12 protein-coding genes are annotated in these 14,387 nt (G+C 75.2%); 6 read left to right on the forward strand and 6 right to left on the reverse strand.

The features are described from left to right. Positions 1–103 precede the first annotated feature (103 nt). Positions 104–997, reverse strand: coding sequence for a LysR substrate-binding domain-containing protein (locus RTG05_RS11460; protein WP_166528736.1), 894 nt, complete (start codon positions 995–997; stop codon positions 104–106). Between the two features lie 142 nt (positions 998–1,139). On the opposite strand from RTG05_RS11460, the gene RTG05_RS11465 reads away from it, so the two are divergent. From RTG05_RS11465 to RTG05_RS11480, 4 genes are read left to right on the forward strand one after another with little or no spacing between them, the layout of a single operon-like run. Next, positions 1,140–2,150 (forward strand): tripartite tricarboxylate transporter substrate binding protein, encoded by a 1,011-nt coding sequence (locus RTG05_RS11465; RefSeq protein WP_166528737.1) that lies wholly within the window; start codon positions 1,140–1,142, stop codon positions 2,148–2,150. Next, the gene (locus tag RTG05_RS11470; RefSeq protein WP_315911808.1) at positions 2,147–2,755 is read left to right on the forward strand and encodes a tripartite tricarboxylate transporter TctB family protein; all 609 of its coding nucleotides are present in this window, start codon (positions 2,147–2,149) and stop codon (positions 2,753–2,755) included. The genes RTG05_RS11465 and RTG05_RS11470 overlap by 4 nt, the downstream gene beginning before the upstream one ends. Positions 2,756–2,775: 20 nt before the next feature. After that, positions 2,776–4,305, forward strand: a complete 1,530-nt coding sequence (locus RTG05_RS11475; protein WP_166528739.1) for a tripartite tricarboxylate transporter permease — start codon at positions 2,776–2,778, stop codon at positions 4,303–4,305. Continuing rightward, entirely contained in the window at positions 4,302–4,691 is a 390-nt protein-coding gene (locus RTG05_RS11480) for a universal stress protein (protein ID WP_166528740.1), read from the forward strand. Before RTG05_RS11475 ends, RTG05_RS11480 begins: the two co-directional genes overlap by 4 nt. Here RTG05_RS11480 and phaZ read toward each other — a convergent pair. From phaZ to RTG05_RS11495, 3 genes are read right to left on the reverse strand one after another with little or no spacing between them, the layout of a single operon-like run. After that, on the reverse strand, positions 4,681–5,517 hold the full coding sequence (phaZ, locus tag RTG05_RS11485) for a poly(3-hydroxyalkanoate) depolymerase (protein WP_166528741.1): 837 nt from the start codon (positions 5,515–5,517) through the stop codon (positions 4,681–4,683). The genes RTG05_RS11480 and phaZ overlap by 11 nt on opposite strands. Then, the gene (locus RTG05_RS11490; RefSeq protein WP_315911809.1) at positions 5,514–6,776 is read right to left on the reverse strand and encodes an acyl-CoA dehydrogenase family protein; all 1,263 of its coding nucleotides are present in this window, start codon (positions 6,774–6,776) and stop codon (positions 5,514–5,516) included. Before RTG05_RS11490 ends, phaZ begins: the two co-directional genes overlap by 4 nt. A 28-nt stretch (positions 6,777–6,804) precedes the next feature. After that, positions 6,805–8,499: a PHA/PHB synthase family protein gene (locus RTG05_RS11495; protein ID WP_166528742.1), complete on the reverse strand. Its 1,695-nt coding sequence runs from the start codon at positions 8,497–8,499 to the stop codon at positions 6,805–6,807. 228 nt (positions 8,500–8,727) lie between these two features. On the opposite strand from RTG05_RS11495, the gene RTG05_RS11500 reads away from it, so the two are divergent. Continuing rightward, entirely contained in the window at positions 8,728–10,419 is a 1,692-nt protein-coding gene (locus RTG05_RS11500; protein ID WP_208104918.1) for a CocE/NonD family hydrolase, read from the forward strand. Here RTG05_RS11500 and RTG05_RS11505 read toward each other — a convergent pair. Both RTG05_RS11505 and RTG05_RS11510 read right to left on the reverse strand, forming a co-directional pair. After that, positions 10,397–11,536, reverse strand: coding sequence for an acyl-CoA dehydrogenase family protein (locus RTG05_RS11505; protein WP_166528743.1), 1,140 nt, complete (start codon positions 11,534–11,536; stop codon positions 10,397–10,399). The genes RTG05_RS11500 and RTG05_RS11505 overlap by 23 nt on opposite strands. A gap of 17 nt (positions 11,537–11,553) precedes the next feature. Further along, positions 11,554–13,257, reverse strand: coding sequence for an AMP-binding protein (locus RTG05_RS11510; RefSeq protein WP_166528744.1), 1,704 nt, complete (start codon positions 13,255–13,257; stop codon positions 11,554–11,556). 157 nt (positions 13,258–13,414) lie between these two features. Here RTG05_RS11510 and RTG05_RS11515 point away from each other — a divergent pair, with 157 nt between their 5' ends. Continuing rightward, complete coding sequence (locus RTG05_RS11515) at positions 13,415–14,335, forward strand: alpha/beta fold hydrolase (RefSeq protein WP_166528745.1); 921 nt, start codon at positions 13,415–13,417, stop codon at positions 14,333–14,335. The last annotated feature ends 52 nt before the right edge of the window (positions 14,336–14,387 follow it).

Raw genomic sequence — 14,387 nt, forward strand, 5'->3', positions numbered from 1 at the left:
GCCGGAGGCGTCCGGCGGCGCGGGCTGTGGTCGCGGCCACCGTAGGAACCGCGAACGATGCGTGTCCAAGAGCTGTTCCGCATCATGCGATGCCCCGCGGGTATCACGTACCGCCGGAGTCTCCGCCGAGCACCGCGAGCGCACGCCACAGCGCGGGGTTCTTCGAACCCCTCGCCCAGAGCAGGTGCAGCTCCACCGGCTCGGCCACCGGCGTCTCCAGCCGGACGAAGCCCACGCCCGCGATCGGCAGCCGCGCCGCCGACGCCGGCACGAAGGCCACGCCCCGGCCGGCCGCCACCAGCCACAGCATGGTCAGCACCTGGCTCACGGTGAGCACGGTGTTCTCCGCGGCGACCGGGGCGACGCCGGCCACCAGGTCGTAGAAGTACTTCGCCCGGGTCGGGGAGTGCATGACCACCGGCACCGTGGCGAGGTCGGCGGCGGTGGCCGGCCGGCCCAGCTCCAGCAGGCGGTGCCCCTCCGGGGCGGCCACGAGCAGCGCCTCGCGGTGCAGCAGCCGGTGCCCGAAGGCCTCCTCGTCGAAGGGCGGCCGGGCCAGCCCGAGGTCCAGGTCCTCGTTGAGCAACCCGGCGACCTGCTCGCGGGTCACCATCTCGGCGAGGTCGACGTCGACGCCGGGCAGGTCCCGGGCCAGGTCGTTGAGCAGCTCCCCCAGCACCCCGTAGGCCGACGCGGCGGTGAACCCGATGCGGACCACACCGCTGGCCCCCGACGACACCCGGCGCGCCAGCTCGGGGGCCGAATCGGCCAGGCCGAGCAGCCGGCGGGCCTCGACGAGGAACACCTGGCCGGCGGTGGTGAGGGTGACCCGGCGGTTGTCCCGCTCGAGCAACTGGGCGCCGACGACCCGCTCCAGCTTCTGGATCTGCCGGCTCAGCGGCGGCTGGGTCATCCTCAGCCGCGCCGCCGCCCGGCCGAAGTGCAGCTCGTCGGCGACGGCGACGAAGCCGCGCAGTTGCTCCAGCGTGAACGCCATGCCGGAAAGGTATCAATCAATGCCTCAATGGTCGTGGACAGGCATGAGCGCCCGTTCCTAGGCTCGCCGACGACCAGGCGTCCGTGACGCCACTCACACTGCCCGCGGCCCGGCCCCGGCTGCTCCTCCGAGGAGACCTCCCATGACCACCTCCACTCGCGCACGCCGGTGGGCGACGGCCGGCTCCGGCCTGGCCCTGGCCCTCTCGCTGGCGGCCTGCGGCGGCAACGTCGGCGGCGGCGCGGCCGCCGAGGGCGAGTTCCCCGGCGAGGAGCCGATCACCGTCCTCGTCGGCCAGGACCCGGGCGGCAGCACCGACCTCATCGCCCGCGCCCTGGCCGAGGGCGCCTCCGACGACCTCGGCGTCCCCGTGACGGTGGAGAACCGGCCCGGCGCCAACGGGGCGCTGGCCGCCCAGGAGCTGGCGAACGCGGAGCCCGACGGGCACACCCTGATGGTCTACAACGGCAGCCTGGCCTACATCACCCCGCTGGCCGTGGGCGAGGGCGAGGCGCCCGACATCGCCGACTACGAGATCGTCAGCGGCCTGAGCCTGGACGACTACGTGCTGGTCACCGCGCCGTCCTCGGGCTTCGCCACGGTCGAGGACCTCGCCGCCGCCGGCCGCCCGGTCACCTTCGGGACGACCGGTGTCGGCACCGGCAGCCAGCTGTCTCAGGAACTGCTGTTCGCCCAGGCGGGCATCGACGCCACCGCCGTGCCCTTCGACGGCGGCTCACCGACCCTCACCGCGGTGCTCGGTGGCCAGGTCGACGTCGGCTCCATCCAGCTGGGCGAGGCCATCGAGCAGATCGAGGCCGGTGAGCTGACCCCGATCGTGACCTTCGCCGAGGAGCGGCCGAGCTACCTGCCCGACACCCCGACCGCGATCGAGGCCGGCTACGACGTGCCGGTGCAGCAGTCCCGCGCGGTCTTCGCCCCGCAGGGCACGCCGGACGACGTCGTGCAGACGCTGCAGGAGGCGTTCCGGACGGCCTTCGAGTCGGAGGCCTACCAGCAGTTCAACGAGGACAACCAGCTCACCCCCTACGAGGTCGACGGCGAGGAGGTCCGCACCACCTGGACGTCGAACCTCGAGGAGTACCGCAGCGTCCTGGAGGAGTACTCCATCGACCTCGGCTCGGAGCAGTGAGCTCCCCCTCCGGGGCCCACGGCCCGGGGGACACCGGCGGCCGCACGGCTGCCGGGGCCTCCCCCGCCGGCGCCCGCCCGGTGCCCGCCGAGGGCCCGCCCGGCGGCTTCGACCTCGAGGAGGCCGTCCACCGGGTCCAGGCCGAGGAGCACGAGGGCCGCCCACCGGCCACCGGGACGCTCGGCAACCTGGTGGTCGCCGCCGCCGTGGTCCTCCTCGGGGTGGCCGCCGTGACCGGCTCGCTCGGGCTCGACGTGGGCAGCGCGGCGGCCCCGGCGGCGGGCACCTGGCCGCTCCTGGTCAGCGCCGTGGTCGTCGTCCTGGGCGTGGCCCTGCTGGCCGTCGCCCGGCGCACGGACGACGCGGAGCGCTTCACCGCCACCAGCTGGCTGGTGCTCGCGGGCCTGGCGACCATGGTCGTCTTCGTCCTCGTCCTGCCGGTGATCGGCTTCGAGATCCCCGCCGCGCTGCTCACCCTCACCTGGTTGCGCTTCCTGGGCCACGAGGGCTGGCGCACCTCGATCGTCACGAGCCTGGCCGTGGTGGTCGCCTTCTACCTGGTCTTCGTCGCGGCCCTGTCCGTCCCCATCCCGCACCTGTTCTAGGAAGGGGCGCTGACCGCGCCATGGACCTGGCCCCCGTGCTCGACGGCTTCACCGTCGTCCTCGAGCCGACCAACCTGCTGTACTGCCTGATCGGCGTCGTCATCGGCATGCTGGTCGGCGTCCTCCCGGGCCTGGGCCCGGCGGCGACCATCGCGATCCTGCTGCCGATCACCATCGGCATCGAGCCGGTGACCGCGGTCATCATGCTGGCCGGCATCTTCTACGGCGCCCAGTACGGCGGCACCATCACCTCGGTGCTGCTGCGGCTGCCCGGCGAGGCGTCCTCGGTGGTCACCGTCTTCGACGGCCACGCCATGGCCCGCGACGGCCGGGCCGGCACCGCGCTGGGCATCGCCGCGATCGGCTCGTTCATCGGCGGCACCGTCTCGATCGTCGCCCTCTCCGTGGTCGCCCCGCTGGTCGCCGGCTTCGCCCTGGACTTCGGCCCGCCGGAGTACACGGCGCTGGCCCTGCTGGGCATCCTGCTGGTCGCCACGGTCAGCAGCGGCGACCGGCTCAAGGCCGTCGTCGCCGCCTGCGTCGGCCTGCTGCTGGCCACCGTCGGCCGCGACGGCTTCACCGGCGCCGAGCGGTTCACCTTCGACAACCTGTCCCTCGCCGACGGCCTGGACTTCGTGCCGATCGCGATGGGCCTGTTCGGCCTCGGCGAGATCCTCTACAACCTGGAGGAACGGCACCGGACGGTGCACGCGCCGGCCACGGTCGCCAACGTCTGGCCGTCCCGCGCGGACCTGCGCCGGTCCTCGGGCGCCATCGGCCGCGGCTCGGTGCTCGGCTTCGTCCTGGGCATCCTCCCCGGCGGCGGCGCGACGCTGGCCTCGCTGGCGTCCTACGCCGTGGAGAAGCGCCGGTCGGCGACCCCCGAGCGGTTCGGCCGGGGCGCCGTCGAGGGCGTCGCGGCGCCGGAGTCGGCCAACAACGCCGCGGCGACGTCGTCGTTCATCCCGCTGCTGACCCTCGGCATCCCGGCCAACGCCACGATGGCGGTCATCTTCGGCGCGCTGCTCATCCAGGGCGTGAGCCCCGGCCCCCAGCTGGTCAGCCAGGACCCCGAGCTGTTCTGGGGCGTGGTCAACTCGATGTACGTCGGCAACGTCCTGCTGCTGGTCATGAGCATCCCGCTGGTGGGGCTGTTCGTGCGGATCCTGCGGGTGCGGGCCACGATCCTCGCGCCGATCACCGTGCTGATCACGCTGATCGGGGTCTACACGGTGAACAACGACGTCTTCGACATCGGGCTGGTCGTCGTCTTCGGCGCCCTCGGCTACCTGATGAAGAAGCTGGGCTTCGACCCCGGGCCGCTGGTGCTCGCCTTCGTCCTCGGCGCCCTGCTGGAGGACTCGCTGCGCCGCTCGCTGCTGCTGTTCGCCGGCGACCCGACCGGCTTCTTCACCCGGCCCATCTCCGGGACGCTGCTCGTACTCTTCCTCGTGGTGGCCCTGTACCCCGTGCTCCGGGCCGCCCTCCCCCGGCGGCGGTCCAGCGACCGCAGTGGGGCCCCGTCCGCCCAGAGCAAGGAGCCCGTGTGACAGTCCTGGTCGCCTACGTCCCCACGCCCGAGGGGGACGCGGCCTACGCCGCGGCCGTCGACGAGGCGGCCCGCCGTCGGGAGCGGCTGGTGCTGCTCAACACGCCGCGCGAGGGAGCGCCGGTGAGCACCGCCCTGGCCGGGGAGGACGTCGTCCGGGCGCTCACCGAACGGGCCGCGGCCGCCGGCGTCGCCCTCGAGGTGCACCAGGAGGCGCACACCGGCGACACCGCCGACGCGGTGGTGCGGGTGGCCGGTGAGCTGGGCGCGTCGGTGATCGTCATCGGGCTGCGCCGCCGTTCACCGGTCGGCAAGCTGCTCATGGGCAGCACCGCGCAGCGGATCCTGCTCGACGCCGACCGCCCGGTGCTGGCCGTCAAGCCCTGAGCGCGCCGGCCGTCTCCCGGTCGAGGAACGCGGTGACCAGCTCGGCGATCTGCGCCGGGCGCTCGAGGATGAACAGGTGCCCGCCGCCCCGGACGACATGCAGCGTCGCGTCCGGGATGCGCCAGGCGAGGATCCGCCCGTTGACCAGCGGCACGATCGGGTCGTCGTCGCCGGCGAGGACCAGCGTGGGCTGGCGGAGGGCGTGCAGCCACGGCAGGCTGCTCCAGCCGGCGACCGCGTAGAGCTGGCCGGCGTAGCCGATCGCCGACGGCGCGCGCAGCTGGTCCACCGACGACCGCAGCAGCCGGCGCGGATCGGTGCGGGCCATCCCGCCGTAGACGTCCCCGGCGATGCGCAGGTAGTGCTCCGGGTCGCGGTGGCGGCGCGGCGTCGCCAGCCGCAGCAGGGCCGCGGGCGTCCCGGGCAGCCCGCCCAGCCCCGGCGCGGTGGCCGCGAGCACCAGGCCGCCCACCCGGTCCGGCGCCTGGCGGGCCAGCTGCTGGGCCACCACGCCGCCCAGGGAGACGCCGAACACGTCGACCCGGGCCAGCCCGAGGGCGTCCAGCAGCCGGGTGACCGTCCGCACCAGGCCCGGCATCCGCCGCGGGCTGCGGTAGGGGGTGGAGCCGCCGATGCCGGGCGCGTCGAAGCTGACCACCTGCCGCCCGCGGGCGACCAGCTCCCGCTCGAAGGGCTCGGCCAGCTCCAGGCTGGCGCCCAGGCCGGTGACCAACAGCAGCGGGCGGCCGGTGCCGCGGACCGACGTCCGCAGCCGCACCTCCCCCAGGTCGACGGTGCGGACCTCGACCGGGGCGGACCGGCTCACGTGAAGGCGCTCGCGCCGGTGATGTCCCGGCCGACGATGAGGGTCTGGATGGTCTCGGTGCCCTCGAAGGTGTGGATCGACTCGATGTCGGCCATGTGCCGGATGACGTGGAAGTCCAGCAGGATGCCGTTGCCGCCGAGCAGGTCGCGGGCCTCGGCCAGCACCTCCCGGGCGGTGCCGGTGTTGTGCGCCTTGGCGAGGCCCGCCAGCGTCGGGGCGATCCGGTCGGCCATGGCCAGGTCTGCCAGCCGTCGGCAGTACAGCTGCATGGCGGTCACCTTGGCCAGCATGGCGACCAGCCGCTGCTGGATGAGCTGGAACTCCACCAGCGGCCGGCCGAACTGCTTGCGGCGCCCGGCGTAGGTCAGCGCGGCCTCGTACCCGGCGACGGCGTGGCCCAGGGCCATCCAGGCGCAGGAGCCGCGGGTGGTGGCCAGCACCGCGCCGGTGTCCTTGAAGCTCTGCCCCCCGGGCAGCCGGTTCTCGGCCGGGACGCGCACGCCCTCGAGCTCGATCTCGGCCTGCCACACGGCCCGCAGCGACCCCTTGCCCTCCATCCGCCGCGCCCGGTAGCCCGGCGTCCCCTGTTCCACGAGGAAGCCCTTGACCTGGCCGTCCTCGGTGTCGCGGGCCCAGACGACGACGACGTCGGCGATGCTGCCGTTGCCGATCCACTTCTTCGACCCGTCCAGCACCCAGGAGTCCCCGTCGCGGCGGGCGGTGGTCTCCAGGGCGATGGAGTCCGACCCGTGGTCGGGCTCGGTGAGCGCGAAGGCGCCCAGCGCGTCGCAGCGGGCCATGGCGGGCAGCCAGCGCTGCTTCTGCTCCTCCGAGCCGAGCATGGCGATCGACTTCATCGCCAGCCCCGCCTGCACGCCCAGGAAGGTGCCCAGGCTGCCGTCGCCGCGGTTGAGCTCCATGTGCACCAGCCCGGCGGACAGCGCGTCCATCGGCGGGCAGCCGTAGCCCTCGATGCCGTCACCGACCAGCCCTGCGGCGCCCAGCTTGCGGGCCAGCTCCCGGGGGAACTCCGCGCGCTCCCAGTAGTCGTTGATCACCGGCAGCACCTCGTCCTCGACGAAGGCGCGGGTGCGCAGCAGGAAGTCCATCTGCTCGCGCGAGAGGTCCTCGCGCAGCAGGAAGTAGTCGGTCGACAGGGCGTGGCCGATGCCGTCGGCCAGCGGGTTCCTGCTGCCCGCCGCGGCGGTGTCACGGGCGCCCTCGGCGCGGGTGTCCCTGCTGCCCTCGGTGAGTGTCACGTCCGTCCCCCCTGCGTCCGGTGCCGGTTCACGAGTCCCGCACGTAGCTGCCCGGCGCGGCCTCGCGGACGCGGAACCGGGGGCTGCCCAGCTCCTCGGGCGCGGGCTTGTCCGGCCCGGAGCGCTCGCCCAGCCAGGCGGCGTGGTCCGGCCACCAGGAGCCCTTCTCGGTGCGGGCGGTGTCGGTCCAGTCCTCGGCCGGGACGGCGTTGTCGTCGGTGACCCGGTAGCTGGACTTCGGGTTGCCCGGCGGGTTGACCAGCGCGGCGATGTGCCCGTTGGTCGACTGCACGAAGCGCACCTTGCCGCCGAGCAGCTGGCTGCTGCGGTAGCAGGACTGCCACGGGCAGATGTGGTCCGCGGAGCCGGCCAGCACGTAGGAGTCCAGGGTGACCTGGGCCAGGTCGACCTCGGTGCCCAGCACCGTCACCGCCCCGGGGTGGGTGAGCGCGTTGCGCGAGGTCATGCCCACGAAGTCCGCGTGCAGCCGGGCGGCCATCCGGGTGGTGTCGGAGTTCCAGAACAGGATGTCGAACTTCGGCGGCCGCTTGCCCTGCAGGTAGTTGTTGATCCAGTAGTTCCAGATCAGGTCGTTGGGCCGCAGCCAGGCGAACACCTCGGCCAGCTTGCGCCCGTCCAGGTAGCCCTGGCGCTGGGAGGCGGCCACCGCCTGCGCGGCGGCGTCCTCGTCGATCGAGGCGCCGAGCAGGCCGGCCCTGGTCTGGTCCAGCACGGTGACCAGCAGGCTGAGGCTGGCCAGCTTCTCCTGGCGGCCGGTGGCGGCCAGCACGGCGGCCGTCATCGCCGACAGGATGCCGCCGGAGCACACGCCCATCAGGTGGACGGCGTCCTGCCCGGTGATCTCCGCGGCCGCGTCGATCGCCTCGATGATGGCGGTGGCGTAGGTGTCGAAGCCCCAGTCGCGGTGCCGGGCGTCGGGGTTGCGCCAGGAGATCATGAACACCTGCTGGCCCTGGCCGACCAGGTGCTCGACCATGCTGCGCCCGGGGGCGAGGTCGAGCACGTAGTACTTGTTGATCGTCGGCGGCGCGACGAGCACCGGCACGCTGCGCACGGTCGGCGTCGTCGGCCGGTACTGGATGAGCTCGAACACCGGCGTCCGCAGCACCACCGAGCCGGGGGTGACGGCGAGGTCGCGGCCGACCTCGAAGGCGTCCGGGTCGACCATGGTCGGCACCCGCGGGGTGCTGGCCAGGTCGCGCACCAGGTTGCGCGGGCCCCGGACGACGTTGGCGCCGGCGGTGTCGATGAAGGCCTTCCACGCGACCGGGCTGATCAGCGGGTTGTTGCTCGGCGCCAGGGCGTCGACGAGGTTGGTGCCGGCGAAGCGGACCCGCTCGGCGTCGGCCCACTCCAGCGGGACGTCGTGCAGCAGCCCCAGCGCGGTCTCCCCGGTGGCCAGGTAGGCCTGCACCAGCCGGCGCAGCACCGGGTTCTCCTTCCACGCCGGGTCGGCGAAGCGCTTGTCCCGGCTGGAGGGGGCCAGGTCGCAGGTGCCGACGGCGATCTGCGCCAGCTGCCCGGCCAGCGACCGGGCCCGCGCGGCCACCCGGTCCGGGCGGCGGGCCAGCCCGCTCAGGAAGCGCAGCCCCGGCCTGCCCGGGGAGAACCGGCGCACCGTGCTGGTGGCCGCCTGGGTGAGCAGCAGGTCCAGCGGCGCGGCGGCCCCGCCCACCTCGCGCGAGTCCTCGACCGATGTCATGGCCAGCTCCCTCCGGGAACGGTGTCGCTCCTCGATGACCTCCCGCCCGGCGCGCTGGGCACCGGGTGCCGTCCGCATCATGCCCCCGTCGGCGGCGGCCATGCGCCCCGGGCACCGGAGCTCCGGGGCGACACCACCCGTCTGGTCGGTCACCGGGCGGGACGGCGCCCGGTGCGGCAGCGTCGGGAGCGGCCCGGGTCACCGGCGCCGCGGACGGAGGGGGCGGGCGTGACCGTGCGGGCCGGGCTGGGCGGGCTGCTCGCCGACGCGGTGCTGGGGCTGCCGTTGCGCGCGACGCCGTACACGGTGCAGCGCGACCTCGCCGTGCCGATGCCGGACGGGGTCGACCTGCTCGGCGACCGCTACGCCCCGCGGCGGGCCGCCGGCCCGCTGCCCGTCGTCCTCGTGCGGCTGCCTTACGGGCGGGCGGGGTTGGTCGGCCGGCTGTTCGCCGCCCCGCTGGCCCGGCGCGGGTTCCAGCTGTTCGTGCAGTCCACCCGCGGGACCTTCGGGTCCGGCGGGCACTTCCGCCCGTTCACCACCGAACGGGACGACGGACTGGCCACCGTGTCCTGGCTGCGCACGCAGCCCTGGTGCGACGGCCGGGTCGCCATGACCGGCGCCAGCTACTTCGGGCACACCCAGTGGGCGGTGGCGCCCTACGCCGACCCCCCACTGGTCTGTGTCTCCCCGCACGTCACCGCGGCGCGGGTCACCACCGCGTTCTACGACCACGGGGCCCCGCTGCTGCGCAACGCGCTCACCTGGTCGGCCCAGATCGGCCGCCAGGAGGCCGGCGGCCCGCTGGCCACGGTGCCCGGCCCGCGGCGGCGGGCGCGGATCGCGCGGGCGCTGCGCCGGCTGCCGCTGCAGGCCGCCGACACCGCCGCGGTCGGCGCCCCGGTGCCGTTCTGGCGGGACTTCGTCACCCACGCCGGCCCCGGCGACCGCTTCTGGGACGTCGCCGACCACGACGGCGCGGACCTCGCCGGCATGCCGCCGGTCAGCATGGTCACCGGCTGGTGGGACCTGTTCGCCGCGGGCCAGCTGGCCGACGTCGCCCGGCTGCACGCCGCCGGGGTGCCGGCCCGGGTCACCGTGGGACCCTGGCTGCACGCCGCGCCCGCGGAGGTCGCGACGGTCCTGCGCACCGACGCCGCGTGGCTGCACCACCACCTGCGCGGCGGACCGGCGCCGGCCGGACCGCCGGTGCGGCTGTTCCTGCAGCAGGCCGGCACCTGGCTGGCGGCCGACACCTGGCCACCGCCGGGCAGCCGGCCGGTCGCCCACCACCTGCGCGCCGGCGGCCGGCTCACCGCCGACGCCGAGACCGGCGACCCGGCACCGGCCGTCTTCACCTACGACCCGGCCGACCCGACGCCGACCGTCGGCGGGCCGCTGCTGCAGCCGCCGGGCGGGCAGGCGGACAACCGCGCGGTCGAGCGCCGCGCGGACGTGCTGGTCTTCACCGGGCCGCCGCTGCCCGCCGACCTCGACGTGGTCGGCCCGGTGCGTGCCGTCGTCCACGTCCGCACGGAGCTCCCGCACGCGGACGTGTTCGTGCGGCTGTGCGACGTCGACGCCCGGGGCGTGTCCCGCAACGTCGTCGACGGCATCCGCCGGCTGGACCCGCGCACGGTGCCGGCCGGCGACGTCACGGTCGGGGACGACGGCGTGCTCGCCGTCGACGTGGAGCTGTTCCCGACCGCCTACCGGGTGCGCGCCGGGCACCGGCTGCGGGTGCAGGTGGCCGGCGGGGCGTTCCCCCGCTTCGCCCGCAACCCCGGCACCGGCGAGCCGCTGGGCACCGCCAGGACCGGGCGGCCCTGCCGGTTCGAGGTGTCCTGCGACGCCGCGCACCCCTCGCGGCTGGTGCTGCCCGTGCTGTCGCCGGACCTCAGCGGGCCAGCGACCGGCTGATCACCAGGCGCTGGATCTGGTTGGTGCCCTCGAAGATCTGCATGACCTTGGCCTCGCGCATGTACCGCTCGACCGGGAAGTCCCGGGTGTAGCCGTAGCCGCCGAGCACCTGGACGGCGTCGGTGGTCACCCGCATCGCCGCGTCGGTGGCGACCAGCTTGGCCACGCTGGCCTGCCGGCCGTAGGGGCGCCCGGCGTCGCGGCGGCGGGCGGCGTCCAGGTAGGTGGCCCGGGCGGTGTCGACGGCGGCGGCCATGTCGGCGAGCAGGAAGCCCAGCCCCTGGTGGTCGATGATCCGGCGGCCGAAGGTGCTGCGCTCGTGGGCGTAGTCCACGGCGGTGTCCAGCGCCGCCTGGGCCAGCCCGACGGCGACCGCGGCGATGCCGAGGCGGCCGGAGTCCAGCGCGGAGAACGCGATGCACAGCCCCTGGCCCTCCGCGCCCAGCAGCCGGTCGGCCTCCAGCAGCGCGCCGTCCCAGGTGGCCATCGCGGTGGGGATGGCGTGCAGGCCCATCTTGTCCTCGGGCCGGCCGAAGGCCAGCCCCTCGACCTGCCCGGGGGCCAGGAAGCAGGAGATGCCGCGGGAGCCCTCGCCGGTGCGGGCGAACAGCGCGTAGAAGTCGGCCTTCCCGGCGTGGGTGATCCAGGACTTGGTGCCGGTCACCCGGTAGCCGCCCTCGGTGCGCTCGGCCCGGCAGGCCAGGGCGGCGGCGTCGGACCCGGCCTGCGGCTCGGACAGCGAGTACCCGCCGACCAGCTCGCCGGCCAGCATCGCCGGCAGCCAGCGCTCCTTCTGCGCCTCGGTGCCGAAGGCGGCCAGCGGGTGGCAGGCCAGCCCGTGCACCGACACCGCGACCGCCACCGCCGCCCACCGGGCGCCGAACTCCTCCAGCACCTGCAGGTACACCTCGTAGGGCTGCCCGCCCCCGCCCAGCTCTTCGGGGTAGGGCAGGCCGAGCAGCCCCAGCTCACCGAGGGTGGCGAACAGACCCTCCGGGTAGGTCTCGGCGCGCTCGTGCTCGTCGACGCGGGGGGCCAGCTCCTTGTCCGCCACGTCGCGGGCGAGGGCCAGCAGGTCCTGCGCCTCCTCGGTGGGCAGCAGGCGGTCGACGGTCACGGCAGGTGCCTCCTGGGTCAGGTCGTGAGCTCGGGGAACTGGTCGTCGCGCCACTCCACGCCGGGGCGGGCGCCGGCCGCGGCCAGCTGCTCCTCGCGGGCCCGCAGCTCGACCCGCCGGATCTTCCCCGAGACGGTCTTGGGCAGCTCGGCGAACTCCAGCCGACGCACCCGCTGGTAGGGGTTCAGGTGCGCGCGGGCGTGCCGCAGGATGGACAGCGCGGTCTCCTCCGTGGCCTCGTGCCCGGCCACCAGCGTGACATAGGCCTTGGGCACCGCGAGCCGCAGCGGGTCCGGCGCCGGGACGACGGCGGCCTCGGCGACCGCGGGGTGCTCGATGAGCACCGACTCCAGCTCGAACGGGCTGATCTTGTAGTCGCTGGCCTTGAACACGTCGTCGGTGCGGCCGATGTAGGTGATCCAGCCGTCGGCGTCGACGCTGGCGACGTCCCCGGTGTGGTAGTAGCCGCCGGCCTTGGCCTCGGCGTCCCGCGCGGGGTCGCCCTGGTAGCCGGTCATCAGCGGGAGCGGGTGCCCGGCGAGGTCCAGGCAGATCTCGCCCTCGCCCGGCCCCTCGACCGGCCGGCCGCCGACCGGGTCGACCAGCACCACCGGCACCCCGGGCAGCGGGCGGCCCATCGACCCGGGCACCACCCGGGAGCCGGGCGTGTTGCCGACCTGGGCGGTGGTCTCGGTCTGCCCGTAGCCGTCGCGGACGGTCAGCCCCCAGGCGCGGCGCACCTGCTCGATGACCTCCGGGTTGAGCGGCTCGCCGGCCGCCAGGACCTCCCGCAGCGTGCCCGGCCCGGCGGACAGGTCGGCGTTGATCAGCATCCGCCACACCGTGGGCGGCGCGCAGAAGCTGGTGACCGCCTGGTCGCGCAGCAGCCGCAGCAGCACAACGGCGTCGAAGCGGCGGTAGTCGTGGACCAGCACCGTCGCCTGGGCGGTCCACGGGGCGAAGAAGCAGGACCACGCGTGCTTGGCCCAGCCGGGCGAGGAGATGTTGAGGTGGACGTCGCCGGGCTGCAGGCCCAGCCAGTACACCGTCGACAGGTGCCCGACCGGGTAGGAGACCTGGGTGTGCTCCACCAGCTTCGGGCGCGAGGTGGTGCCGGAGGTGAAGTACAGCAGCAGCGGGTCGCCGGGCGCGGTGCCCGGGTGCTCCACCGGCACGGCCTCGAGGTCGGCGGCGGCGCGCAGGTCGGCCCACCCGTCGGCCTGGCCGACGCTGATCCGGGTCCAGTCGCCGGGCACCCCGTCGAACTTCGCGACGTCCGCGGCGTTGCAGACGACGTGGCGGGCGCCGGCGCGGGTGATCCGGTCGGCCAGGTCGGCGGGGCCGAGCGCGGTGGTGGTCGGCATGATCACCGCGCCGAGCTTCATCACCGCCAGCATCGACTCCCACAGCTCCACCTGGTTGCCCAGCATGAGCAGCACCGGGTCGCCCCGGCGCACGCCCCGGCCGGCCAGCCAGGCGGCCAGCCGGTCCGACGCGCGGGTCATCTCGGCGAAGGTCCGCCGGGTCGTCGTCCCGTCCGCCCCCACGACGACGAGCGCGGGGCGGTCGTCGTCCCGCGCGACGGCGTCGAACCAGTCGACCGCCCAGTTGAACCGCTCCCCCAGCTGCGGCCAGCGGAACTCCGCGACCGCCCGGGCGTGGTCGCCGCGCAGCGCCAGCAGCTGGTCCCGGGCCGCCCGGTAGGCCTCGGTGACGTCCATGGGGCACTCCCTCCCTCGCGGGCCCGGCGCGGGCGGGGGTGGCGCCGACCGTGACCCCCGCCACTGTGCCCCGGAGGGGTGACCGGGCGCCAGGCACCCCTCCCGTGCAGGTCAGACCGGTGGGCGTCCCCCGGGGTGCCGACGTATGGTCCGCTCCGTGACCGGGGACGGCGTCGACGCGGACGGGGCGGCGGCGCACCCGGTGTCGCCGGCCGCCGGGTCCTGGCCGCCGGTGTACTCCCGGGTGCGGGTCGGGGCGGCCAGCGTGCGGGTGGGGGTGGCCGGCGAGGGCCCGCCGCTGCTGCTGCTCAACGGCATCGGCGCCAACATCGAGATGTGGGAGCCGGCGGTGCGCCGGCTGCCGGGCCGGCAGGTGGTCATGCTCGACGTCCCGGGCACCGGCGGGTCACCGGCGCTGCGCAGCGGGCTGCGGATGTCGGGCTACGGGCGGCTGGTGACCGGGGTGCTCGACGCGCTGGGACACGTGCGGGTCGACGTCCTCGGCTACTCCTGGGGCGGCGCGCTGGCCCAGCAGGTGGCCCACCAGGCGCCCTCGCGGGTGCGCAACCTGGTGCTCGCCGCGACCACCCCGGGCCTGGGCGGGCAGCCTCCGGCGCCCTGGGTGCTGGCGCTGATGGCCTCCCCCACGCGGTACTACTCCCGCCGCTACCTGCGCCTGACCGCCCCGCTGCTGTTCGGCAGCGACCCGCGGGTGGCCGCCGACTCCGCGCACGGCCAGGCGCGGCTGCGCCGCCCGCCGAGCCTGCTCGGCTACACCCAGCAGCTGTACGCCATCTCCGGCTGGTCCAGCCGCTGGTGGCTGGACCGGGTGCAGCACCCCACCCTGGTCATCGGCGCGCGGCGGGACCCGCTCGCGCCGCCGCGCAACGCCCGGATCATGGCGGCGGCGCTGCCGCACGCCCAGCTGCGGATGGTCGACGGCGGGCACCTGTTCCTCTTCGAGGACCCGGACGCGGGCTGCGCGCTGGTCGAGACGTTCCTGCGGCGGCAGGAGGACGAGCTGGCCGGCGACGGGCGGGGGCCGCGCAGGCGTGAGGGCGTGCGGCGCGGGCCGTAGCGCGCCACCGCCGGCGAGGGCCGGGGCGCACTACGGTGTGCGCCGGCTCACG

The organism is Geodermatophilus sp. DSM 44513 (genome assembly GCF_032460525.1).
Classification (GTDB): domain Bacteria; phylum Actinomycetota; class Actinomycetes; order Mycobacteriales; family Geodermatophilaceae; genus Geodermatophilus.